This is a genomic window from Xanthomonas sp. CFBP 8445, from assembly GCF_025666235.1.
Taxonomy (GTDB): domain Bacteria; phylum Pseudomonadota; class Gammaproteobacteria; order Xanthomonadales; family Xanthomonadaceae; genus Xanthomonas_A; species Xanthomonas_A indica.
In genome coordinates this window covers 3,238,908-3,261,470 of the sequence record NZ_CP102594.1, presented here as the reverse complement: position 1 = coordinate 3,261,470, position 22,563 = coordinate 3,238,908, and the positions used below count along the sequence as shown (strand labels likewise).

At 68.1% G+C, this 22,563-nt stretch carries 18 protein-coding genes; 8 read left to right on the top strand and 10 right to left on the bottom strand.

Annotated elements, in window-relative coordinates; genetic code table 11:
* Positions 1-2: 2 nt before the first annotated feature.
* Together NUG21_RS13850 and NUG21_RS13845 are read right to left on the bottom strand one after the other, a co-directional pair.
* On the bottom strand, positions 3-2,012 hold the full coding sequence (locus NUG21_RS13850) for an alpha/beta hydrolase family protein (protein WP_263391168.1): 2,010 nt from the start codon (positions 2,010-2,012) through the stop codon (positions 3-5).
* Positions 2,013-2,085: 73 nt separating this feature from the next.
* Positions 2,086-4,893: a TonB-dependent receptor plug domain-containing protein gene (locus NUG21_RS13845; RefSeq protein ID WP_263391167.1), complete on the bottom strand. Its 2,808-nt coding sequence runs from the start codon at positions 4,891-4,893 to the stop codon at positions 2,086-2,088.
* Positions 4,894-5,344: 451 nt separating this feature from the next.
* On the opposite strand from NUG21_RS13845, the gene NUG21_RS13840 reads away from it, so the two are divergent.
* Positions 5,345-6,910, top strand: coding sequence for a tetratricopeptide repeat-containing sulfotransferase family protein (locus NUG21_RS13840; RefSeq protein ID WP_019795920.1), 1,566 nt, complete (start codon positions 5,345-5,347; stop codon positions 6,908-6,910).
* Between the two features lie 175 nt (positions 6,911-7,085).
* Here NUG21_RS13840 and NUG21_RS13835 read toward each other — a convergent pair whose 3' ends face one another.
* Both NUG21_RS13835 and NUG21_RS13830 read right to left on the bottom strand, forming a co-directional pair.
* Positions 7,086-7,475 carry a cupin domain-containing protein gene (locus NUG21_RS13835; protein ID WP_263391166.1) on the bottom strand — a complete coding sequence of 130 codons (390 nt, stop codon included), beginning with the start codon at positions 7,473-7,475 and terminating at the stop codon, positions 7,086-7,088.
* A gap of 282 nt (positions 7,476-7,757) precedes the next feature.
* Positions 7,758-10,517, bottom strand: coding sequence for a TonB-dependent receptor plug domain-containing protein (locus NUG21_RS13830; RefSeq protein ID WP_160947796.1), 2,760 nt, complete (start codon positions 10,515-10,517; stop codon positions 7,758-7,760).
* 758 nt (positions 10,518-11,275) lie between these two features.
* Between NUG21_RS13830 and apbC the strand changes: the two genes are divergently transcribed.
* From apbC to NUG21_RS13815, 3 genes are all read left to right on the top strand, one after another.
* Positions 11,276-12,127, top strand: coding sequence for an iron-sulfur cluster carrier protein ApbC (gene apbC / locus NUG21_RS13825; RefSeq protein ID WP_263391165.1), 852 nt, complete (start codon positions 11,276-11,278; stop codon positions 12,125-12,127).
* 128 nt (positions 12,128-12,255) lie between these two features.
* Positions 12,256-12,828 carry a dCTP deaminase gene (gene dcd, locus NUG21_RS13820; protein ID WP_010340509.1) on the top strand — a complete coding sequence of 191 codons (573 nt, stop codon included), beginning with the start codon at positions 12,256-12,258 and terminating at the stop codon, positions 12,826-12,828.
* Positions 12,829-12,865: 37 nt separating this feature from the next.
* The gene (locus NUG21_RS13815) at positions 12,866-13,393 is read left to right on the top strand and encodes an RDD family protein (RefSeq protein WP_263391164.1); all 528 of its coding nucleotides are present in this window, start codon (positions 12,866-12,868) and stop codon (positions 13,391-13,393) included.
* A 136-nt stretch (positions 13,394-13,529) separates the two neighbouring features.
* Here the strand turns inward: NUG21_RS13815 and NUG21_RS13810 are convergent, their stop codons facing one another.
* From NUG21_RS13810 to NUG21_RS13800, 3 genes are read right to left on the bottom strand one after another with little or no spacing between them, the layout of a single operon-like run.
* Positions 13,530-13,697 (bottom strand): LiaI-LiaF-like domain-containing protein, encoded by a 168-nt coding sequence (locus NUG21_RS13810; RefSeq protein WP_003467495.1) that lies wholly within the window; start codon positions 13,695-13,697, stop codon positions 13,530-13,532.
* Between the two features lie 29 nt (positions 13,698-13,726).
* On the bottom strand, positions 13,727-14,134 hold the full coding sequence (locus NUG21_RS13805; RefSeq protein ID WP_242081300.1) for an HIT domain-containing protein: 408 nt from the start codon (positions 14,132-14,134) through the stop codon (positions 13,727-13,729).
* Between the two features lie 8 nt (positions 14,135-14,142).
* Positions 14,143-14,805 carry a dienelactone hydrolase family protein gene (locus NUG21_RS13800; RefSeq protein WP_160947776.1) on the bottom strand — a complete coding sequence of 221 codons (663 nt, stop codon included), beginning with the start codon at positions 14,803-14,805 and terminating at the stop codon, positions 14,143-14,145.
* A 277-nt stretch (positions 14,806-15,082) separates the two neighbouring features.
* On the opposite strand from NUG21_RS13800, the gene NUG21_RS13795 reads away from it, so the two are divergent.
* Together NUG21_RS13795 and rimO are read left to right on the top strand one after the other, a co-directional pair.
* Positions 15,083-16,150 carry a serine hydrolase domain-containing protein gene (locus NUG21_RS13795; protein WP_263391163.1) on the top strand — a complete coding sequence of 356 codons (1,068 nt, stop codon included), beginning with the start codon at positions 15,083-15,085 and terminating at the stop codon, positions 16,148-16,150.
* Between the two features lie 138 nt (positions 16,151-16,288).
* Entirely contained in the window at positions 16,289-17,692 is a 1,404-nt protein-coding gene (gene rimO, locus NUG21_RS13790) for a 30S ribosomal protein S12 methylthiotransferase RimO (RefSeq protein ID WP_263393088.1), read from the top strand.
* A 42-nt stretch (positions 17,693-17,734) separates the two neighbouring features.
* Here rimO and greB read toward each other — a convergent pair whose 3' ends face one another.
* Complete coding sequence (gene greB / locus NUG21_RS13785; RefSeq protein ID WP_263391162.1) at positions 17,735-18,241, bottom strand: transcription elongation factor GreB; 507 nt, start codon at positions 18,239-18,241, stop codon at positions 17,735-17,737.
* A gap of 108 nt (positions 18,242-18,349) precedes the next feature.
* On the opposite strand from greB, the gene NUG21_RS13780 reads away from it, so the two are divergent.
* Positions 18,350-19,789, top strand: a complete 1,440-nt coding sequence (locus NUG21_RS13780) for a rhomboid family intramembrane serine protease (protein ID WP_263391161.1) — start codon at positions 18,350-18,352, stop codon at positions 19,787-19,789.
* A gap of 44 nt (positions 19,790-19,833) precedes the next feature.
* Here the strand turns inward: NUG21_RS13780 and NUG21_RS13775 are convergent, their stop codons facing one another.
* Positions 19,834-21,114, bottom strand: a complete 1,281-nt coding sequence (locus NUG21_RS13775) for a transcriptional adapter (protein WP_263391160.1) — start codon at positions 21,112-21,114, stop codon at positions 19,834-19,836.
* A gap of 244 nt (positions 21,115-21,358) precedes the next feature.
* On the opposite strand from NUG21_RS13775, the gene nudK reads away from it, so the two are divergent.
* Complete coding sequence (gene nudK, locus NUG21_RS13770; protein ID WP_019797082.1) at positions 21,359-21,961, top strand: GDP-mannose pyrophosphatase NudK; 603 nt, start codon at positions 21,359-21,361, stop codon at positions 21,959-21,961.
* Positions 21,962-22,090: 129 nt separating this feature from the next.
* Here nudK and NUG21_RS13765 read toward each other — a convergent pair whose 3' ends face one another.
* Positions 22,091-22,543 carry a GFA family protein gene (locus NUG21_RS13765; protein ID WP_263391159.1) on the bottom strand — a complete coding sequence of 151 codons (453 nt, stop codon included), beginning with the start codon at positions 22,541-22,543 and terminating at the stop codon, positions 22,091-22,093.
* Positions 22,544-22,563: the final 20 nt, after the last annotated feature.

Genomic DNA, 22,563 nt, shown 5'->3' with positions numbered 1-22,563 from the left:
GGTCAGGGCGCGCCGGCCTGCGCGGATGCGCCGGCCTGTGCGGCGCGACCACCCAGATGCGCGTCGAAGAACGCCAGCATCCTGGTGTAGAGGTTGAGGTTGTGCGCTTCCTTGTAGAAGCCGTGGCCTTCGCCGGATTGCACGATCACGCCTTCGGGCGGATGCCCGGCGTCCTGCAAGGCCTTGGCCAGCGCTTCGGTGTGCTCCGGCGGGCAGCGGTCGTCGCGGGCACCGGCGGCCAGGTAGATCGGTAGCGTCAGCGCCTGCACGTGGTTGATCGGCGACATCCGCTCCTGCTCGGCACTGCTGCTGCCGAAGGCGCGCAGCAGATAGCGCCTGCCGCTCTCGCTCTTGCTGGTGTCGCTGAGCCGCAGCTGGAGCTTGGCGTCGTACATGCCGACATAGCCGAACGCGCACTGGAACAGGCCCGGCGCGCGCACCGGCGCCATCATCGCCGCGTAGCCGCCGAAGCTGCCGCCGTAGATGCAGATGCGCGATTTGTCGACCAGGCCCTGCTGGATCGCGTATTGGGTGCCGTCGACGATGTCGTTGAGGATGCCGCCGTCCCACTGCCCGTAAGCACGGTCCATGAACGCCTTGCCGAAGCCGCCGGAGCCGCGATAGTTGAGTTGCAGCGTGGCGTAGCCGCGGCTGGCGAACAGTTGCGCCTCGGAATGGAAGCCCCAGCTGTCGCGCGGCCCCATCGGCCCGCCGTGCACGTTGACGATCAGCGGCAGGTTCCTGGCCTGCGCGCCGGCCGGCACGGTGAGGTAGCCGTGGATGCGCAGGCCGTCGCGGGCGGTGAACTGGATCGGCATGACCGTGGCCATCTTCGCCGCATCGATCCACGGCCGGCTCTTCATCAGGAAGCGCGCCTTGCCGGTGGCGCGTTCGTACAGGTACAGCTCGCCCGGATTCTGGTCGCTGCGCACGCTGACCACGATGGTGTCGCCGGTGCGCGTGGCGCTGGCGAAATCGACGTACTGGCCGGGAAAGGCCGCGGCCAGGTTGGCGTACAGCGTCGCATCCGGATGCGCCTCGTCGATCAGCTTGACCTGCGGCGCGCCGGCCTCGGTGACGACAGCCAGTGCGGTGTCCGAGCCGTCGGTGGCGGTGATGGTGCGCGCGACCTCGCTGGTGGCGTCCTGGAACAGCGAGACGAAACGTCCGCTCTGCGGATCCAGGTAGCCGAACGCACCGGGCGCCTTGCCGTCGTCGCGGGTGGCGTAGACGCGGCCGCCGGCGGTGGACCAGGCGATGTCCAGACGCGCGCCGTCGGCCTTGCTGGCATTGATCAGTTCCCACATGCCGTTTTTCAGCGCGTACACCTCGCTGTGGCTGTCGTAGCCGGTGCCGTCGTCCTTGTCGCTCTGGCAGGTGGCGAAGGCGGGCTGCTTGGCGGCGTCCAGGGCAATGGAGCAGTTCGCCTTGGGCGCGCGGCCCAGCGACTTGCGCCGCCCGCTGAGCGTGTCGATCAGCACCACCTCGGTGCCGGCGCCCTCCGAGGAGCGCGGATAGCGCACCTGCATGACCACGTTCTGCTCGTCGTCGCGCAGCGTGTCGAGCAGGGCGAAGGATTCGCGGCCCACGCTCTTGCCGCGCTGGGTGACGCCTTGCGTGCCGTATTCGATCAGGGTGCGCGGCTGGCCGCCGTCGGCGTCGACCGCGAACCATTCGCCGGTGCCCATCGGCCGCTCGAACGCACCGACCTTCTTGACCGCGGTGAACAGCAGCCGCTTGCGGCCGGTCCAGTAGAACGCGCCGACGCTCTTGCCGTCGGGCAGCACGTTGACCTTGATCGGTTTGAGGTCGCGGGTGCCGAGCACGGTCAGCACGTCCTGTTCGCCGCGGTCCACGGTCAGCGCGAGATACTCACCGTCCGGCGAGATCTTGACCGCACTGTAGGTGGGGCGCTTGACGAAATCCGCAATGGGCGGGGGCGCGGCCGCGGCGGCATTGCCGTGCAGGCACAGCCCCAGCGCGCAGAAAGCAACGAGTCGTTTCACGAGCATCCTTTTTGCGTGAGTGCACAAAGCGAGAGCCCGATGCCGGGCTCTCGCTGACCTCCAGTGCGCGTGCCGCGGCTCAGCGGAAGCGGTACTGGAACTCCGCCGCCACTTCGCGGCCGTACGGGCTGTAGGCACGCCAGAAGTACGGATACGTGTTGTAGCCGCTGTCCTTCGGGTGGGTCTTGTCGAACACGTTGTTGACGTAGAAGTTGACCGTCAGCTTGTCGGTCAGCTTCTTGCCCACGTTGGCGTTCCAGATGAAGTACGGCGCGATGCGGCCGGTCTCCTGCCAGTTCGGCAGGCTGCCGTAGCGGAGCATGAACACCGCCGCCTGCCAGTCGTTCCTCTGCCAGGTCGCGGTGGTGCGGATGCGGCTGCGGAAGTCGAAGTTGCTCAGGTCGTCGCGGTAGTCGAGCACCGGGTCGCCCTTGAACTCGGCCGACTTCTGCTCGAGGGTGTGCGAGTAGCCCACCTGGAAGCGAAAGTCACCCAGCCGGTCGGTATCCAGGCGATAGTCCAGCGACGCGTCGATGCCCTTGGTGCCGAGGAAGGCGCGGTTGATCGGGCCGCGGCGGATCTCGGTGATCTGGCCGTCGTTCGGCGTGCCCGGCGCGCTGAGGCGGGTCACCCGCGACAGCATGTCGGCGCAGAACGCCGAGCCCGGCGCACCCAGGGTGAACGGGTTGCGGTTGCGGGTCAGCCCGGTCACGCAGCCGGCTTCGCCGTCGAGGATGTAGCTGGAGGTGATGTCGGCCACCACGTTCTTCAGGCGGATGTCGTAGTAGTCGGCGGTGACCGACAGGCCGTCGATCACGTCCCACACGAAACCGGCGGTCCACGACGTACCGGTTTCCTCGGACAGGTCGGTGGTGCCCTGGCGCACCCCGTACGCGGTGTAGTTCACCGTGGTGTCCGAGGTCGGGCACTGCGCCGCGGCGCGGCCGCTTTCCAGGCAGCGACGGGTGTCGAAGATGCTGGAGAACGTGCCGCTGCGATCGGCGAACACGTAGTGCAGGTCGGGCGCGCGGAAGCTGGTGGAGTAGGAGCCGCGCAGCAGCAGGCTGTCCAGGGGGCGCCACTCCAGGCCGACGTTCCAGGTCTTGGCGTCGTCCACCGCGGTGACGTCGTCGTACTTGTCCAGGCGCCCGGCCAGGTGCGCCTTCAGCGAGCTGAGGATCGGAATCGACAGCTCCACGCCCAGCGCGTAGCGGTCGCGCTTGCCGCCGCCGCCGGTGCCGGTGAGGTTGTACGGGCGGTCGGCGCCGGTGTAGTCGGGCAGGATGCGCGGGTCGGCGTTGAGCTTGTATTCCTGCTGCGAGGCTTCGACGATGCCGGCGAAGCCCAGCGCGCCGGCCGGCAGCTCGAACAGGTCGCCGGAGAGGACGAAGCTGCCTTGGTTGACGTGCGAGTTGGCGTCGGTCTTGACCGTGGTGCTCAGCGCCGCGAACTGGTCCGGGGTCAGCGCGCTGTAGTAGCGCTGCTGGTTCAGGCGGTACACCGGATAGGAGACGCCGCCCACCACGCGGGTGCCCAACTGCTGGCCCAGGAAATAGTCGTTGACCGCCGACGCCACCAGGCGCGGCCGGTCGACCTTCACCTTGTACTCGGCGCGCGACAGGGTCAGGTCCCAGTCGAAGCGGTCGCCCCACTTGCCGCGCAGGCCGGCGGCGAAGTCGTAGGACTTCTCCTTGTTGCGCGCCATCAGGTGCTCGACGCCGCCGGCTTCCTGCGGGGCGAACAGGCGCTGCGCGTCGACCAGCGCGTTGAAGCCGGGGTCGAACCACAGCGCGCCATTGGTGCGGCCGGACCAGAACTGCGTGCCCGAGGTGTACTTGGACTCGGAGGACCACGCCTGCAGGCTGGCCCAGCCCTGCAGGCCGCCGTCGAAATCGAAGGTGCCGTAGGCGTAGCCGGACAGGTCGTTGTTCTCGTTGCGGATGGTCTGGTAGGCCACGTCCTTGAAGCTGCCGCAGGCCTGGCCGAGGTTGGTGATGGCGCCGGCGGTGCTGGCGGTGCGGTAGTTCCAGCGCACCCACTCGTCGCCCAACTGTTCGCACGCGCCGGCCGGCGGCGCGAAATAGGAGTTGGCGGTCGAGCCGGTGCGGCGGCGCACGCGCATGGTGCCGGTCGGCTGGATGCCGACGAAGTCCGGCGGTAACGGATTGTCCAGCGCCGAATCCATGAAGTCGCGCTGGTAGCCGTACAGCGGCTCGCCGGCGGTGTATTCGAAGGCGTAGGTCAGGCTCCAGCGGTCGCCGGTCTTGCCGCCGATCCACTGGAAGTCGCCGGTGTCGCCGCCGCCGCGGGTCAGCGTGCTGCCGCGCAGCTTGACCAGGTCGCCCTCGTAATTGGTCTTGAGGATGACGTTGACCACGCCAGCGACCGCGTCGGAGCCGTAGATGGCCGAGGCGCCGCCGGCGAGGACCTCGATGCGATCGACTGCCGCGGCCGGGATGTTGCCGAAGTTGGCGAAGTTGCTCTGGCCGTTGTACGGCAGCGGGTAGTCCGCGGCGCGGCGGCCGTTGATCAGCAGCAGGGTGCGGCCGGGGCCAAGACCGCGCAGGTTGATCACGCTGGCATTGGGAGTGAAGCCGCCCTGGAACAGCTCGTTCTGGGTGGAGCCGGAGGCCTGGGTGAGGGTGCTCAGCGCGTCGAAGACGGTGTTGAAGCCTTCGCGCTCGATCTGGGTGGCGGAGATGATGGTGACGGGGGAGGGACCCTCGACCTCGGTGCGCTGGATGCGCGAACCGGTCACGGTCACCTTCTCCAGGGTATGCGCCTTGGCGCCGGTGGCCTCGGTCAGTTGTTCCGTTTCCGATTCCTCGCTCGGGTTCTGGCTTTGCGCCAGCGCCGATGCCGCGGGCAGGGCCAGAATGGCGGACACAGCAACGACCAGAAGACTCCGCTTGGGAGTCGGTGCTTTGACTGACATTGACAAATTTCCCCTAGGTGCATGTGCAGTACCCGGGTCCCTTCCTGGACAGGTACGTGTAGAGAGTGTGAGGTCCGTTTCACGTTTCGTGACCGTAGCATGAACGAATCGGAAAAGTAACGAAAAATTTCCGTTACATGACATGGTTTTGAAGCGGGCCTGCTGTAGGAGCGGCCTCAGCGGCTGCTCGCTGGGGTCAGGGCTGACACAACTCCTTGTCGCGGCGCTTCCCTCCAGGCGAGTGTCGTTTCGCAACGCCTTCGCCCAACGTGGCGCACGCGTCAGCCACGGGCAGCAGACACCCGCGGCGTGCACGCGCATGCTGCACTGCAGTCATAATCGGTGACCGCCGCGTGCCTGCATGCCGCCGCGGCCAGCCTTCCAGGGGAGATCGGGCGCATCCATGAGCGAACAGGTTCAGCTCTACAACCAGGCCATCGCCGCGCTCAACCGCAGCGACTGGCCGCAGGCGCAGCGGATCGCGCAACATCTGCTGCAGGCCTCGCCGCAGCATGCGGGCGTGCATTTCGTCGCCGGCGTGGCGGCGCTGGAGCTGCAGCAGATGCAGGTCGCGGCCATGCATCTGCACCAGGCGGCGACCCTGAATCCCGAACGCGCCGACTACGCGGCGCAACTGGCACGGGTGCTGGCGATGGGGCGGTTCCTGCAGGATGCGCACCGTTTCGCCGATCATGCGATGGCGCTGCAGCCCACGGACGCGCATACCCTGGACACGCTGGGTGTGGTCTACAGCCAGGTCAACGAACATGCCGCGTCGCTGCAGGCGTTCACGCGTGCGGTGCAGGCGGCGCCGCAGCAGGCCAGCTTCCGCTACAACCTGGGGACCTCGCTGTTGTTCTCCGGGCGGCTGCAGGAGGCCGAGGCCGAGTACCGCGCCTGCCTGGCGCTGGAGCCGCGCTACTGGAAGGTGTATCTGTCGCTGTCGCAGCTGCGCAAGTGGACGCCGGAAGAGAACAATCTGGCGTTGCTCGAGGCCGCGCTGGCGTCGGCCGGCGACGATCCGAACGCGGTGCTGCACCTGAACCTGGCACTGGCCAAGGAGCACGAGGATCTCGGCGATTACCGCGCGGCGTTCCGCGGCTACGTGCAGGGCAAGTCGGTGCACAAGCGGGCGCGCGGCTACACCTCCGAGCGCGATGCGCGCCTGTTCGATGCGCTGGAGCGCAGCTTCTGCGCCGACGATGTGCCGGTGGCGGGCTTCGAGAGCGAGGAACCGATCTTCGTGATCGGCATGCCGCGCAGCGGCACCACGCTGGTGGACCGGATCCTGTCCAGCCATCCGCAGGTGCATTCGGCGGGCGAGCTGCAGAACTTCTCGGTGGTGCTCAAGCGCCTGACCGGTACGCCGTCGCCGGAGATCCTCGACGTCGCCACGCTGAGCCAGGTGCAGGGGCTGGACTGGCGCGCGCTCGGCCGCGGCTATGTCGAATCCACGCGCCCCGGCACCGCGCTGAAGCCGCGCTTTGTGGACAAGCTACCGCACAACTTCCTCTACGCCGGCCACATCGCGCGCGCGCTGCCGAAGGCGAAGATCGTGTGCCTGCGGCGCGATCCGATGGATACCTGCCTGAGCAACTTCCGCCAGTTGTTCGCGCTGTCCTCGCCGTACTACGACTATTCCTTCGACCTGATGGACGTCGGCCGCTACTTCCTGAGGTTCGACCGGCTGATGGCGCGCTGGAACGCGGTGCTGCCGCAGCGCATCCTGCAGGTCGACTACGAGGACCTGGTGACCGCGCAGGAGCCGACCACGCGCCGCCTGCTGGACTTCTGCGGCCTGCCCTGGGACGACGCCTGCCTGCATTTCGAACAGAACCAGGCGCCGGTGGCCACCGCCAGCGTGGTGCAGGTGCGCACGTCGATGACGCGTTCCTACATGGGGCGTTGGCAGCGTTATGGCGAGGATCTGGACGAGCTCAAGGCGCTGTTGTCGGCGTTCTATCCGTAACCGCTGGGCCGGCCACGCGGCCGGTCTCCACCGATCCGCCATCGGTCGCTGTCGTATCCGACGCGCGCCCTTGCACGTGCTTCAGGCCAGGTGCGACGCAGGGAGCGCTACCTACTTGTCTGCGTGGCGTTGTTGAGCGCGGCGACGCTGCCGCACTGCGCGCGCCTGGCCCCGCCTAGTCCAGATCGGTCTGGATCCAGGTCGGCGAATGATGGATGTCCATCGTCTGCAGGCGGCCCGGTCCCAGGTTCTCGAATCGGTGCGGCACGCCGGCTGGGCCGAAGACCACGTCGCCAGCCGCCGCCTCGAGCGTCCCGTCGCCGACGAAGAACCGCTCAGGTCCAACCAGCACCACGAAGGTTTCGTCGTACGGATGGACATGGAGCGGCGGACCGTCGCCGATCGCCTCGGTACCGTAGGTCAGCACGGTGACTGCGCCGCCCAGGGCGGCACCGGCGACGACGCCGTGCCAGGGCGGCGGCATGTCCGGGTCGAACAGCCGTGCCTGCGTCGCCGGCCGTCCGTCCGCGGCGAAGGTGGCGGGGTCGAAGTCGCGACGCGGCATGTTGGGTATCTCCATGGGACGTGGTGCGGCACCGACTGCGTCGACGAGATGGACGTGTCGGTGACGACGGATGTGCTGGGCGCGATTACAGCATGGGCTGCCGGCGCCAGCGGCCCCGGTGTCGAAACGCTGTCGTGCGCACATCGCGCGCGTCTGGCAGGAGATGTCTGATGCGTAGACCGGCAGGCCCCGTGACTGCCGGCATCGCCGAGCGGGCCACGACTGCGGGGCATAAAAAAACCCACCCTTGCGGGTGGGTTTCTTCGTTGCCTGCGCGCGTTCTTACTTGCCGAACGAGTAACGCATTTCCAGGTAGTACGCACGGCCGTACACATCGAAGTTGTATTCGTTGTACGCCCACTGCGCGCTGCCCGGGTAGGAGGCGTCGAACGGCGGCATCTTGTTGAACACGTTGGTCACCATCAGCGACAGCTCCATGCCCTCGAACGCCTTGTAGGTCACGCTGGCGTTGTGGGTGATGTGCGACGGCAGCTTGCCGGCGCGCGGAGCGGCGTAGCCGTCGGCGCTGATCGTGGCGGCGTAGTTCGGGGTCTTGTCGAACCAGCTCGCGTACCAGGTGGTCGAGAACTTGCCGATGTCCCAGGTCAGCGACGCGTCGGCCTTGCGCTTCGGGTCGGTGCTCCAGTACGGATCGTTCAGCAGGTCCACCGGCTGGTCGCCCGCATAGCGCACGTACTTGTGGCGCAGGTTCTCGCTGTAGCTGGCGATGGTGCTCAGGTCACCCCAGCGGCCGAAGTCGTAGCCATAGCGGAACGAGGCGGTGACCGCTTCCAGCTTCTGGTTGGAGACGTTGACCTTCGGCGTGTAGATATTGGTGATCTGGCCGGCCGCGTTGCGGGTGACCTGCGAGAACGTGGCCTGGCACAGCGCCGAAGCGGCATCGTCAATGCCGGCGCGGCAGCGGTAGTCCTGCAGGCTCAGACCATTGGCGCTCTGCTGGGTGACCTCATCGCTGATGTCCCAGTTGAGGTAGTCGACGGTCAGTGCCATGCGGTCCACCGGCGACCACACGAAGCCGGCGCTCCACACATCGGCGTTGATCGGCTTCAGGTCCAGGTTGCCGGACTGCGTACCGCGGAACTGACGGCTGGAGTAGGCCGCCGGGCAGTTGTCGGTGTTGCCCGGCAGGTAGCCACGGCGCGCACACTGGTAGTAGTCGATGACGCTGTTGTAGTAGCCGCTCTGGCCCTGGTACAGGTCGGACAGGGTCGGCGCGCGGAACGCGGTGCCGTACTTGCCGCGCAGCAGCAGGGTTTCGAACGGACGGTACTCCAGCGAGATGCTGTAGGTCGGCTTGTCGATGGTGCGGCCGCTTGCCTTGAACGCGTCGTAACGGCCGGCCAGGGTGATGGTCAGCGGATCGAACACCGGCATGCGCAGTTCCGAGGTCAGCGCGTAGCGGTCACGCTGGCCGCCGCCGGCCACCGAGGTCAAGCCCCAGACTTCGCCGTTGAGGATCACCGGATCCGGATCGTAGTCCCACTTCTGCTTGCCGTACTCGCCGACCACGGCCAGGCCGGCGTCGCCGCCGGGCAGGCTGAACAGCTTGGCGTTGGTGGCCTGCAGGCGAATCATGCCGTCGGAGGTCTTGCTCTTGTTGGTGGCCTGGCCGGTGAAGCTGGCGAAGTCCGCCTGGCTGATCGGCGAGTAGAACGCCGCGTAGTTCGGCGAGTACACGGGGTAGGTGTCGTACAGCGGATCCAGGCCGAGCTGCGGGCCCAGCACGCGGTTCACGAAGAACTGGTCGATCGCGTTCTTGTAGCGGACCAACTGGCGCTCTTCCAGCTTGTACTGGGTGTAGGTGACGCCGGCATCGTAGTCCCAGCTCGACTGGCCGAGTTGGCCCTGGGCACCGAAGGTCACGCGCACCGAGTCGCTCTTGTCGCGGCTCATCGTGTCCTTGATGCCGTTGATGCCCATTTCTTCCGGCGCGAACGAGCGCTGCAGGTTCAGCAGGTCGCCCACGTTCGGGTCGTAGTAGTAGCCGAAGTCGGCGGCGGTGCCCCACCAGATGTAGTTGGAGCCGGAGTTGTACTTGACCTCGTCGTGGCTGTAGAGCACGTCGCCGTACAGCTGCACGTTGTCGTTGAGGTCGTGGGTGGCGTGCACGTAGGCCTGCAGCGACTTGTTGCCGGCATCCAGGGTGCGGTAACCCGGGGTGTACTTGGAGCCGCAGTAGTACTCGTCGCCGAAGCCGCGGCGCTGCTGCTTGGCAATGGTGCCGCCGAACAGGCCGGACACGTTGTTGCAGTCGTTCGGGTCGAGGAACTTGTAGCTGGTGAACGGGCTGTAGACCAGGAAGTCGCGGCTCGGCAGCTGGGCGCTGTAGCCCTGCGTGTTGAACTGCTTGGTCATGTCGCGCTGGTAGGCCCAGATCGGATCCTTCTCCTCGTACTGCACGCCGCCCAGCACGCTGGTGCGACCGTCGGCCGAGGTCCAGCCATCGGCGAAGGTCGCGCGGAAGTTGCTGCCGCCGCCCTCGGAGAAGCCGCCGCCGCGGATGCTGAACACCGCGCCATCCATCTTCTTCTTGAGGATGACGTTGATCACGCCGGCGATCGCGTCGGAACCGTACAGCGACGACTGGCCGCCCGGCAGGATCTCGATGCGGTCGACCAGGTCGATCGGAATGCCGCTGATGTTGTTGAACGTATCGCTGCCGTTGTACAGCGCCGGGTAGTTCGACATCGGACGGCCGTCGATCAGGTACTTCACGTAGCCCGGCGGCAGGCCGAACAGGCTCACCGTCTTCGCGCCCTGGGTGAAGGTGCCCGAGCTCTGCCCGCCCTGCACGCCGCCGGTGGCGAACGAGCTCTTCTGCAGCACGTCGGCGACGGTGCTGAAGCCGCGCGCCTTGATCTCTTCGGCATTGATCGTGGTGACCGGGGTGGCGGTCTCGATCTCGGTCTGCGGAATCAGCGAGCCGGTGACGGTGATCTTTTCCAGATCCGTCGCCTTGTCGGTCTTGCCGTCGGTCGTGGCGTCCTGCGCGAAGGCGGCGAACGCGGCCGGGACAAGCATGGCGGAGGCCAGCGCGGCGCTCAGGTGGCTGTGCTTGAAACTACGAGTATGACGAGCAGTCATCTTTCTCTATCCCCGAAAATCAATCGATAAGGCGAGGGGCCTCGTGCCGCGACATGTGCCTTGAAAGTGGGATCGCATCCTGCGACCGACCCAAACGTAACACGGACTTAACGCCGTTTGTACGTGGGTGTCACTTTTTTCGTCTACAAGCGAAAAGTGCCGTGAACACGCAGGAAACGTCGGTAAACAGCGGGCTTCGGGGTATGTGTAGACAAATTCCGCGCTGCTTTGCACCATTGCGGGGCGTTACAGGTACAGGTTTCTGAACTTCCTCGCGTCGGTGCGATACGCGCCCGGGAGAGCCCGCCCCCATTAGCTGGTATCGACAACGCCGACGGCTTGGTCAGGTTGTCGGCGCACCATTTCGGTGAGCGAGATTCGCCATCGTGGGGCGTGGCGGCGTGGGCCGTGCCGTCGACCGCCTGGCATCCCTGCATCGGGCTCCTGTGTGGGGCGGTGTCCGCCCCGATGGCCGACCCCGGCGAATGGCGCGCCGCTGCGGCTACCGGGTGCCATTTGCGCAAATTCGCCAGCGCTCGCATCGCCGCGGGACCCTGCACGGAGACACTTGTATAGTCATGTGTCTGTGCGGCCCGCGACGCTGCCGCTGCCCGCGGTCCGTTCGCGGTCCATGTTTCCTCTTCGTCCCGTGCACTTCTGCGTGCGCTGCCGGACGCTTCTTTATTGAGTTCCCGATGACCGAACGCCCCCGTCTCCCCGCCCACGCCGTCCAGCCCAAGCTCGCTCCGCACCCGCGCATCCGCAACGTCATCGCCGTCGGCTCCGGCAAGGGCGGGGTGGGCAAGTCCACCACTGCCGTGAACCTGGCCCTGGCCCTGCAGCGCCAGGGCGCGCGCGTCGGTGTGCTGGACGCCGATGTCTACGGCCCCAGCGTGCCGGCCATGCTCGGCCTGAGCGGGCGCCCGGACAGCCCGGACGACAAGAGTATCGAGCCAATGCGTGCGTTCGGTATCGAAGCGATGTCGATCGGGCTGCTGGTGGACCAGGACACGCCGATGATCTGGCGCGGCCCCATGGCGACCTCGGCGCTCAGCCAGTTGTTCGCCGACACCCTGTGGGACGACCTGGACTACCTGCTGATCGACCTGCCGCCGGGCACCGGCGACATCCAGTTGACCCTGGCGCAGAAGATCCCGGTGGCCGGGGCGGTGATCGTCACCACCCCGCAGGACATCGCCACGCTGGACGCGAAGAAGGCGCTGAAGATGTTCGAGAAGGTCGAGGTGCCGGTGCTGGGCATCGTCGAGAACATGGCGGTGCACACCTGCAGCCAGTGCGGCCACGTCGAGCACCTGTTCGGCGAGGGCGGCGGCCAGCGCATGGCGCAGCAGTACGGCGTGCCGCTGCTGGGGTCGCTGCCGCTGGCGATCGCGATCCGCGAGCAGGGCGACGCCGGCACCCCGGTGGTGGCCGCCGCGCCGGCGTCGGCCGCGGCGCAGGCCTACCTGGCCACCGCGCAGCGCCTGACAGAGGAGCTGCGCAAGCGCCCGCGCGCGGCCATCCCGATCTCCGCGGCCTTGCGCTGAGCGGCACGCGGCGCCTGCCGCGAATGCCTTGCACCGGCTAGAATCGCCGGTCATTGCGGCCGGCCCTTGCGCCGGCTGCGTTCCCGGCGCGCAGGCTGCGGCCGCCGCCACCGCATCAGGAAGGCCCCATGAGCATCAAGAGCGACCGCTGGATCCGCCGCATGTCCGAACAGCACGGCATGATCGCGCCCTACGAACCGGGCCAGGTCAAGCAGGTCGACGGCCAGCGCATCGTCAGCTACGGCACCTCCAGCTACGGCTACGACGTGCGCTGCTCGCGCGAGTTCAAGGTGTTCACCAACATCAACTCCACCATCGTTGACCCCAAGCACTTCGATCCCAAGAGCTTCGTCGACATCGAGGCCGACGAGTGCATCATCCCGCCCAACAGCTTCGCGCTGGCGCGTACCGTGGAGTTCTTCCGCATCCCGCGCGACACCCTGGTGGTGTGCCTGGGCAAGAGCACCTATGCGCGTTGCGGCATCATCGTCAACGTCACCCCGCTGGAGCCGGAGTGGGAAGGGCACGTGACCCTGGAATTCAGCAACACCACGCCGCTGCCGGCGCGCATCTACGCCAACGAGGGCGTCGCGCAAATGCTGTTTTTCCAGTCCGATGCCGACGACGTCTGCGAGACCAGCTACAAGGACCGCGGCGGCAAGTACCAGGGCCAGACCGGCGTGACCCTGCCCAAGACCTGACCCCACCCGATCTTTCCTACAGCACAAGGAGCGCGCAATGAACGACCCCAATCCCTACCAGGCCCCGGACGCGGCGTTGCCGCCCGCGCTGCCGGACGCCACCGGCGGCGAGGTCCTCGCCGGCCGCGGCGAGCGCCTCGGCGCGGCGCTGATCGATGGCGTGATCTCGCTGGCGACGTTCCTGCCGGTGGCGGCGCTGACCGGCTACTTCGGCAAGGTCATGGAGGCCGCGCGCAGCGGCGTGCAGGTGTCGTTCCTGACCACGCTCGGCTACGGCGTGCTGGGCATGGTGATCTTCCTGCTGGTGCAGGGCTACCCGCTGGCCAAGAGCGGCCAGACCTGGGGCAAGAAGCTGCTGTGGATCCGCATCGCCGACCTGGACGGCGGGCAGCCGCCGTTCTGGCGCCTGATCGCGTTGCGCTACCTGCCGACCCAGGCGATCTCGCTGCTGCCGATCGTCGGCGGTATCTACGCCCTGGTGGACGCGCTGTTCATCTTCCGCCAGGACAAGCGCTGCCTGCACGATCTGATCGCCGGCACCCGCGTGGTCAACGTCCGCCGCTGAGCCCGCAGTCGCGACACGGCGCCCCTGCGTTTGCAGGCGTCGCTCCCGAAAGCCGCTAACGCGACGTCGCCGCTAAGAGTGGGGATCGCTTTGCGAATCCCCACTCCCAAATCCCCAATCCCAATCCCGGCTCCACCTACTTGCCGCGGCCGAACAGCATGCCGACGCCGACCGCGACCAGGATCGCCGGCCACCAGGTGGCGATCAGCCGACCCAGGCTCAGGTTGGTCCAGCCCAGGTTGTTGGCCAGGAACACCAGGCCGATCACGATCAGCACGATGGCGGCGATCACATTGGATTTCATGGAGGCGTGGCTTCCGCAAAAAAGGGCGCCTATCGTAGCCGCTGGCGCCACGCCGCAACACGCGCCTGCAGTTCTTCGGCCGGCAGCCGCTGTGCCGCGCCGCTGCCCCACACCGGGCCGGGCCAGGCGGCATCGCCCGGATGCCGCCCCAGCACGTGCACGTGCAGTTGCCGCACCACGTTGCCCAGTGCGCCGATGTTGAGCTTGTGCACGCCCGGCTCCTGCCGCAGCAACTGCGAGAGCTGGTTGATCTCGGCCAGCAGCAGGCGCTGCTGGCCGCCGTCCAGGTCGATCCACTCGCTGGCCTCGGCCACCCGCGGCACCAGCAGCAGCCACGGGAAGCGGGCGTCGTCCATCAGCCGCACCTGCGACAGCGGCCCGTCGGCGACGAACGCGCTGTCGGCCTGCAGCCGCGGGTCCAGGACGAAGTCGACCATGCCGCGGCTCAGCCCAGGTGCTCGGCGAGGAACGCCAGGCTGCGTTCGCGGGCGAGCTCGGCACTGTCGGCGTCGTAGTGGTTCGGATCCACGTGGCGGTCGAAGCCGTGCCCGGCCGGGTACACGAAGGTCTGCATCTGCGGCAGCTTCTCGCGGTGCTGCTGGATCGATTCGGCCGGAATGCTGCCGTCCTGGGCGCCGAAGTGGAACAGCACCGGTGCCTTCGGCGTCTCGTCCAGGAACTGGGTATTGCGGCCGCCGTAGTAACTCACCGAGGGCAGGCCCAGGCGCAGCGCCGACAACAACGCGACGCTGCCGCCCCAGCAGTAGCCCAGGGTGCCGACCTTGCCGGCCGGCGCCAGCGCCTGTGCCGCCGCCTGCACGATATCCAGGGCGCGGTCGAAGCCGAGCGCGCCGACCAGTTCCAGGCCCTTGCGCACGCCTTCCTGGTCGTAGGCCAGCTGCGCGTCCTTCTCCACCGGATCGAACAGCGCCGGCGCCAGCACTTCGTAGCCGTGCGCGGCGTAGCGGTCGGCGACCTGGCGGATGTAGTCGGTCACCCCGAAGATCTCCTGGATGACCACCAGGCCGCCGCGCGGCGTGCCCTCGGGCAGGGCGTGCCAGGCGGAAACCTGGCCGTGAGCGGTGTCGAGCGTGGTCCAGTGGCCCATGCGGGGAATCCTGTGGAGTGGGGGAGCGGCCGATTATCCATCGCGCGGGCTAAACCGGGGTGAGCGCGGAGGCACGCCCGGGGCGGCCGCCCGGCGGCGCTGCGGGACGACGACGCGCTGCGCTCCTCTTCAGGCATCCGCTGTCGTTGGGATCCAACATCCGATCTCGGCGTCCCAGAGCGCCGCAGGCCTGTCCGTGGGGAGCGGCCCTGCTGCTACCATCCGGGCATCGCCGCATGGCGTCTGGCGCGCTTGCGCCCGGGGATCGGGAGGCAACATGAAACGATGGTTTGTCATCGTCGGTCTCTTTCTTGCGGCCAGTGGGTCGGGTAGCGCCAGCGATCTGAAGGAGGCGCTGGACGCGCAGCTCAAGGCCAATGCTTTGGGTCATGGCATTCCGGCCCAGGCGGTACGGGTGAGGCACAATGGCGAGCTGGTCTATGAAGGGGCCACCGGCACGACGGCAATGGGCGGCGGACAGCCCATCACGTCCAAGACGCCATTCCCGATCTATTCGGTAAGCAAGCTGTTCACCAACACGCTGGTGCTGCAACTGGTGGAAGAGGGCAGGATCGATCTGGCGGCGCCGGCTTCGCGCTACGTGCCCAACCTGCCCGAGACGTGGCGCTCCCTCCGCGTCGAGCAGTTCATGAATCACGTCACCGGGCTGCCGGACTTCTTCGATCCCCAGCATCTGGATCGGCCGTTCCCGCCGACGCTGGAGGCGGCATTGGCCGCCGCAAGCAAGCGGCCCTCCACCTCGGCGCCGGATGCCCAGACGCGCTATGCGGGGACGAACTATCTCGTGCTCGCGGCGGTTCTGCAGCGCGTGACGCACAAGCCTTACCGGATGCTGGTTGAAGAGCGGATCATCCGGCCTCTGGGCTTGCGCGGGACGGTGCTGGAGCCGGCACGTCCGCCCGTCGGGATGGTCGCGAGCTACCACGCGGACAACGGGCGCGCCGTCGTCGATGCGCCGATCCGGTGGCCCGATTACGCCATCGCCCAAGGCTGCATCGTTTCAACCCTCGAGGACGTGGACACCTTCATGTCGGCCATCGCCGATGGGAAGCTCGTCTCGCGCGCGGCGCTGTTGAAGCACTGGCGCCCTTATCTGTTTCCCAATGGCGCGCAGGGCGGCTTTGCATCCGGCTGGGATTACGGCGAACAGGGGCGCTGGCATGAACTGGGCCATGACGGTGGCACCAAGGTGCGCGTGCGCATTCTCTACGGCGCGAATCTGGACGACCATTACGTGATCGTCTACCTGACCAACGGCAATCGCGACGATGTGTGGTCCAGGACCCTGGTCGATTCGGTGCAGATCATCGCCGTGCCCCGTTGACCGCGCGGCGCGTTCAGCCGCCAGGGTGCAGCGGTAGAGGCGCTTTTGCGCATCCCCACCCTCTGCAAGGTAAAATTCCAAGGGTTATCAGCCAGGGCATCTGCGCCCACGCGAATCGGTGACCCTGTGAAGAACGTTCTGCCTGCCTCCCCTGCTGACCAGCTGCCTCCGAAGGTGGGGTTCGTTTCGCTCGGCTGCCCCAAAGCCCTTGTCGATTCCGAACGCATCCTCACCCAACTGCGCGTGGAGGGTTACGCGATCGTGCCCAGCTACGACGCGGCCGACGTGGTGGTGGTCAACACCTGCGGCTTCATCGATTCGGCAGTGGCCGAGTCGATGGAGGCGATCGGCGAGGCCATGGCCGAGAACGGCAAGGTCATCGTCACCGGCTGCCTGGGCAAGCGTTCGGAGCAGATCCGCGCGGCCTATCCGGACGTGCTGGCGGTGTCCGGCCCGCAGGACTACCAGAGCGTGATGGAAGCGGTGCATGCGGCGCTGCCGCCGCGCCACGACCCGTTCGTGGACCTGCTGCCGCGTGCGCGGGGCGCCGAGGACGACATCGGGGTCAAGCTGACGCCGCGGCATTATGCCTACCTGAAGATTTCCGAAGGCTGCAATCACCGTTGCAGCTTCTGCATCATTCCGTCGATGCGCGGCGACCTGGTGTCGCGCCCGGTCGACGAGGTACTGCGCGAGGCCGAGCGGTTGGTGAAGGGCGGGGTACGCGAGTTGCTGGTGGTGTCGCAGGACACCTCGGCCTATGGCGTGGACCTCAAGTACGCCGAGCGCGAATGGCGCGGCCGCGCCTACCAGACGCGGATGAAGGCGCTGTGCGAGGGGCTGTCGGAACTGGGCGCGTGGGCGCGCCTGCACTACGTGTACCCGTATCCGCACGTGGACGACGTGATTCCGTTGATGGCCGAGGGCAAGTTGCTGCCGTACCTGGACATCCCGTTCCAGCATGCCAGCCCGCGCATCCTCAAGCTGATGAAGCGGCCGGGCGCGGTGGAGCGCACCCTGGAGCGCGTGCAGCGCTGGCGCGCGCTGTGCCCGGAGATCACGCTGCGTTCGACCTTCATCGTCGGCTTCCCCGGCGAGACCGACGCCGAGTTCGAGCAGTTGCTGGAGTTCCTGGACGCCGCGCAGCTGGACCGCGTCGGTGCGTTCGCCTATTCGCCGGTGGAGGGCGCCAGCGCCAATGCGCTGCCGGATCCGGTGCCGGAAGAACTCAAGCAGGAGCGGCTGGCGCGCTTCATGGAGCGGCAGGCAGCGATTTCCGCCGCGCGTCTGGAAGCCAAGATCGGCAGCGTGCAGGAGTGCCTGGTCGACCTGCTGGAGGATGGCATCGCGGTGGCGCGCTCCAAGGCCGATGCGCCGGAGATCGATGGCCTGGTGCACATCCAGAACGGCGGCGAACTCGGGCTCAAGCCGGGCGATCTGGTGCAGGTGGAGATCACCGACAGCGACGAGCACGACCTGTTCGGCGATGCGTTGCCGGCGCCCGCGGCGCCGGCGCGGCCACTGGACCTGCGGGTGCTCTGAGGCCGCAGGCGGCCGCATGCGGGGCGCCACGGCGCCGCGCGCTCACGGCGTGGCGTAGTCCACCGCCACCACCACGAAGCTGTGGCGGCCGCCGGGCAGCTGCGCTTCCACTTCGTCGTCGACGCGCTTCTTCAGCAGGGCCCGCGCCAGCGGCGAATCGATGCTGATCCAGCCGCGCGACGCGTCGGTCTCGTCCGGGCCGACGATGCGGTAGCGGCGCAGTTCGCCGCTGTCGGCGTCCTCCAGTTCGATGTGCGCGCCGAAGAACACCGCTTGAGGGTCCGACGGCGCCTCGGCGACCACGCGCAGCGCTTCCAGGCGCTTGCTCAGGTAGCGCACGCGGCGGTCGATCTCGCCCAGTTGCTTCTTGCGGTAGGTGTACTCGGCGTTCTCCGAACGGTCGCCCTCGGCCGCGGCCGCGGCCAGTGCCTTGACCACCTCGGGGCGGCGCACCCGCCACAGTTCGTCCAGTTCGGCCTTGAGCCGGGCATGGCCTTCCGGGGTGATCAGGGCGGTGCTTTTCTCGGCAGGGGGCCGCCAGCGGCTCATCGATGCGACTGCGGTGGAGCGGGGTGGCGATGCTAGCGCGTGCCTGCGGCTTGCGCACCCGCAGGCGATGGCCGAAGCTGGCGCCGCCCCGCACACGACCGTCGCCCGATGCTGATCCTGCCGCTGCACAAGCCGCTGTCGCGGGACAACTTCCCATTGGTCACGCTGCTGCTGATCCTGCTCAACGTCGCGGTCTACGTCGGCTGGCAGCGCCACGACGGGGCGCCGCTGCGGCAGGCGCTGCGCGTGTACCTGGACTCCGGACTCGGCGCGCTGGAAGCGCCGGCCTATGCGCGCTACCTGGAGCGCAGTGGCGAGCGCGAGGCGCTGGCACGGCTGCAGCAGGTGCCGGCGGCGGAGCGGCCGGCCTTCGTCGGTGCCACCACCCTGCACGACGTGCGCTTCGTGCAGGCCATGCGCGACGGCAACGCATTCGCGGACGCCGATGCCCGGCAGGCCTGGGCGCCGCTGCGCGCGCACTACGACGCGCTGCTGCAGCGCGTGTTCACCCTGCGCCATGTGCAGCGCAGCTCCGAATGGGCGCCGGCACGTATGCTCACGTCGGCCTTCCTGCATGCCGACGCCCTGCACCTGGTCGGCAATATGCTGTTCCTGCTGGCGCTGGGCACCTTGCTGGAAGGCGCGATCGGCGGCTGGCGGTTCCTGGCGGTGTACCTGCTCGGTGCGTTCGGTGCCAGCGCGGCGAGCCTGTGGTGGCGTTGGGGCGAAGCCGGGGCGGGGCTCGGCGCCTCCGGTGCCATTGCCGCATTGATGGGCGCGTTCTGCGTGGTGTGGGGGCGGCGCCCGGTGCGCTTCTTCTACTGGGCGGCGGTGCTGTTCGACTATGTGCGCGCCCCGGCCATCGCCCTGCTGCCGCTGTGGCTGGGCTGGGAACTGTACAACTTGCTGTGCAACGGCGATGCCGGCATCGGCTTCGACGCGCATGCCGGCGGCCTGGTGGTCGGCGCGCTGCTCGGCGCGGTGCTGGTGGCGGCCGGACAGACCCGCGAGGCGTTCCTGCGCGACGAGGCCGATGCGCCCCTCGACGACCGCTGGGCGCGTGCGCAGGCGCACCTGGGGCGGATGGAACACCACCAGGCTGGCGTGCTGCTGGAGGCGCTGGCCGCGGAAGCGCCGCAGCGCTTCGATGTGGCGCTGGCGCGCTACCGCCTGGCCGCCAATGCCGGCCAGGCGGCGTCGGCGCGGACCAGGGCGTTGGAGGTGCTGCGGCTACCGGCACCGTCACTGCAGGAGGCGCGGCAGCAGGCTGGGGTGCTGCAGGCGGCCGGCGACCTGGATGCGCCGATGCGCGCGGCGCTGTTCGCACGCTGGATGGCGCTGGGCTTGTTGGCGGAGGCGGAGGCGCTGCTGGCGCAGGATGCGGTCTCGCCACGCGAGCAGCAGGCGCAGGCCTGGTTCCGGCTCGCGCTGGGCCACGGCGAACGCCAGGCCACGGCGGAGTGGCGGCGCGTACTGGAGGCGCTGATCGTGCGCTACCCGGATTTACCGCCGGCGGACAAGGCGCGGTTCCTGCTCGCCAACGCCTGAGGGCGTTGTCCGGCGCGTGTGGGGCGCATGCCGCATTGCCGGCCCTAGACCGGCGCGATCGTCACCGCGCGCAACGCCGCCTGCAGCTTGCCGCGCTGCACGTCATCGTCGCAGCGGGTCAGCGCGTCCTCCAGCAGGCTGCGCGCCTGCGCGTCTTCGCCAAAGCGCTCGGCCAGCAGCAAGGCGGCCTGCAGCGACCACGTGCTGTATTCCGGTGCCTTCGGCCAGGCACGCAGCGCGGCCTGCAGGCCGTCGGCGGCGAGCCGGAACTGGCCCGCCAGTTGCGCACGTTCGGCCAGCAGCGTGGCCTGTTCTGGCAGCAGCGGCGCGAAGTCGGGGGCGGCATCCAGCGCCTCGCGCTGCAAGGCCAGCGCACGCCGTTCCTGCTTTTCCTGCAGCAGCCGGTGGATGTACTGGCGGGTGTGGTCGCGGCGTTCGTCGTGGCGCGCACTGCCGCGCAGCAGGCGCTGGTACAGCTCGTGCACGCCCAGGCTCACCGCGCGGGTGCGCACTTCGCTGCGCAGCACCTGCAGCGCGTCATCGGTGTGGCCGTCGCGCACCAACTGCTCGGCCTCGTCGAGCACGCGCTGGTCCGGGTCGTGGCGGGCGAAGGCGTTGGCCGCCTCGGCAGCCGGTTCGTAGCCCAGCACGGCGTGATACTGGTAGACCAGATAGCCCAGCAGGTGGAAGGCGGCGAACAGGCCCCAGATCGTCACCACGGTGACCGCCAGGTCGGCGACCAGCGGCGGCAGGGCGCGCTGCAGCCAGGCGGCGGCGCTCAGTGCGCTGGCCTGGATCACGAACAGCAGGCCGAACGCAGCCAGGTACGGCCAGCCGATGCGCAGCGCCAGGCCGATCGACACGGCCGGGTTCAGCGCGCGGCGCAGGCTGCCGTCCATCGCCAGGGAAATCAGGATGCCCGGCTGCAGCAGCACCACCGCCAGCAGCATCAGCAGGCCACCGACCGGGCCGGCCAGCAGCAGCGCAGCGAACACCGCCACGCCGAGCAGGATCATCATCGCCAGCAGCCGCAGCACCACGCCGTCGCCCACATCGAAACCGCGTTCCGGCGCGTCCAGGTAGCCGTCGGCAGTGTGCCGCAGGATCTCGAAGGCGTACTTGTAGATCGCCAGGGTGGTGACGATGCCCAGGATCCAGCCGATGCCGGGCAGCATGCCCAGCAGGCTGCACAGGGTCAGCGCGATCAGCGCGTACAGTGCGCCGCCGCGTAGCGGATACAGCGCGATGGCGCGGGTGCGCGCCCAGAACGGTTCGGGTGTGCTGCGATGGGCGCGGCTTGCGCCCGCGCGACGACGATCTTCCATGACGCCCCCTGTCTACGAAGTGAGACGATTGTGCGGGTCGGCCGCAGCCGGTGCAATCGCGCGCTGGCCGTGGCAGCGGTGCGGCAGCGACGGCCGGGGTGGCACGGGAGTGCGTGCTGCCGCGCAAAGCGCTACCCGTGTCGCAGCGGCGCCGCGTGCGCTGGCTACACTGCACGCCCAGCGGCGAGTGCGCGTGTCTCGCGTCGAGCCCGTCGTTTCGCCGTTCCCATCCCAGGAGTCTCGCTTGGACCCTTCCTTCGTTTCCGGCAATCCGCGCGTGCGCGTCACCAACATCGAAGTGCTGTCGGACAACTGGTACGTGCTGCGCAAGGTCAGCTTCGATTTCCAGCGCCAGGACGGCCGCTGGCAGGCGCTCACGCGCGAGGCCTACGACCGCGGCAACGGCGCCACCATCCTGCTGTACAGCCGCGCCAAAGGCACGGTGATGCTGACCCGCCAGTTCCGCTTGCCGACCCTGCTCAACGGCAATCCCGACGGCATGCTGATCGAGGCCTGCGCCGGGCTGCTCGATCGCCACGATGCGGAGACCTGCATCCGCAAGGAAACCGAAGAGGAGACCGGCTACCGGATCGAGAACGTGCGCAAGGTGTTCGAGGCGTTCATGAGTCCGGGCTCGGTGACCGAGCGGCTGTATTTCTTCGTGGGCGAGTACGTGGACCGCGACAAGGTCGGCGCCGGCGGCGGCGTGGCCGCCGAGGGCGAGGAGATCGAGGTGCTGGAGCTGGCGCTCGATGCCGCGCTGGCGATGATCGACACCGGCGAGATCGCCGACGCCAAGACCATCATGCTGCTGCAGTACGCCAAGCTGCACGGGCTGCTGGCCTAGCGTAGCGTTGTCGGTTGTTGTATCTGCGCGTGGCATCGCCTGGATCGAAGGCCGCGCGTACCCGCGAATCCACCGTTCTGCAGGCCGGGCCTGTCGATCGCTGGTGGCGACGGTGTGCGGCAGGCATGCTCAGGTGTCAGCGATGACCCATTGCACGTCCGGCACCCACGCCTGCAACCATCGGGCCTTTTTTGCTTCGGCGTCCAGCCATTGCGGTGAAACCGGCGTTGCGGCCCCCAGCGCGGGCGTCTTGTTCAGACAGCCGGCATTGACGGCACCGTAAAGCCGCCCCTGATGCTCGAACGTGACCGCGACCAGTACCCCGCACTGGCGGCACAGCTGGAAGTGGGCGGCCTCTGCGCCCTGGCGATAACGATGCACGGCCTCGGCATGCGTGGCCGTCAGTCGCAGCGTGCCGGCGGGATCGGAAACGTATGCCGCACCATGCTTCTGGCAGAAGCTGCAGTCGCAGGCGCGCGGACGGATGTCCTCTGCCGATTGATCCGTCGAGAACGCGACGGTCAGGCAGCCGCAGTGGCAGCTTCCCTGGAGCGTTGTCAGCTTGTCCGCCCGCGACATCATTGAAAGGCGCTCATCGCGTT

Excerpts from the sequence above, each read along its gene's own strand:
- NUG21_RS13850 (WP_263391168.1), bottom strand. The coding sequence starts at position 2,012 with ATGCTCGTGAAACGACTCGTTGCTTTCTGCGCGCTGGGGCTGTGCCTG.
- NUG21_RS13840 (WP_019795920.1), top strand. The coding sequence starts at position 5,345 with ATGAGCGAACAGGTTCAGCTCTACAACCAGGCCATCGCCGCGCTCAAC.
- NUG21_RS13835 (WP_263391166.1), bottom strand. The coding sequence starts at position 7,475 with ATGCCGCGTCGCGACTTCGACCCCGCCACCTTCGCCGCGGACGGACGG.
- NUG21_RS13830 (WP_160947796.1), bottom strand. The coding sequence starts at position 10,517 with ATGCTTGTCCCGGCCGCGTTCGCCGCCTTCGCGCAGGACGCCACGACC.
- apbC (WP_263391165.1), top strand. The coding sequence starts at position 11,276 with ATGACCGAACGCCCCCGTCTCCCCGCCCACGCCGTCCAGCCCAAGCTC.
- dcd (WP_010340509.1), top strand. The coding sequence starts at position 12,256 with ATGAGCATCAAGAGCGACCGCTGGATCCGCCGCATGTCCGAACAGCAC.
- NUG21_RS13815 (WP_263391164.1), top strand. The coding sequence starts at position 12,866 with ATGAACGACCCCAATCCCTACCAGGCCCCGGACGCGGCGTTGCCGCCC.
- NUG21_RS13810 (WP_003467495.1), bottom strand. The coding sequence starts at position 13,697 with ATGAAATCCAATGTGATCGCCGCCATCGTGCTGATCGTGATCGGCCTG.
- NUG21_RS13805 (WP_242081300.1), bottom strand. The coding sequence starts at position 14,134 with ATGGTCGACTTCGTCCTGGACCCGCGGCTGCAGGCCGACAGCGCGTTC.
- NUG21_RS13800 (WP_160947776.1), bottom strand. The coding sequence starts at position 14,805 with ATGGGCCACTGGACCACGCTCGACACCGCTCACGGCCAGGTTTCCGCC.
- NUG21_RS13795 (WP_263391163.1), top strand. The coding sequence starts at position 15,083 with ATGAAACGATGGTTTGTCATCGTCGGTCTCTTTCTTGCGGCCAGTGGG.
- greB (WP_263391162.1), bottom strand. The coding sequence starts at position 18,241 with ATGAGCCGCTGGCGGCCCCCTGCCGAGAAAAGCACCGCCCTGATCACC.
- NUG21_RS13780 (WP_263391161.1), top strand. The coding sequence starts at position 18,350 with ATGCTGATCCTGCCGCTGCACAAGCCGCTGTCGCGGGACAACTTCCCA.
- NUG21_RS13775 (WP_263391160.1), bottom strand. The coding sequence starts at position 21,114 with ATGGAAGATCGTCGTCGCGCGGGCGCAAGCCGCGCCCATCGCAGCACA.
- NUG21_RS13765 (WP_263391159.1), bottom strand. The coding sequence starts at position 22,543 with ATGATGTCGCGGGCGGACAAGCTGACAACGCTCCAGGGAAGCTGCCAC.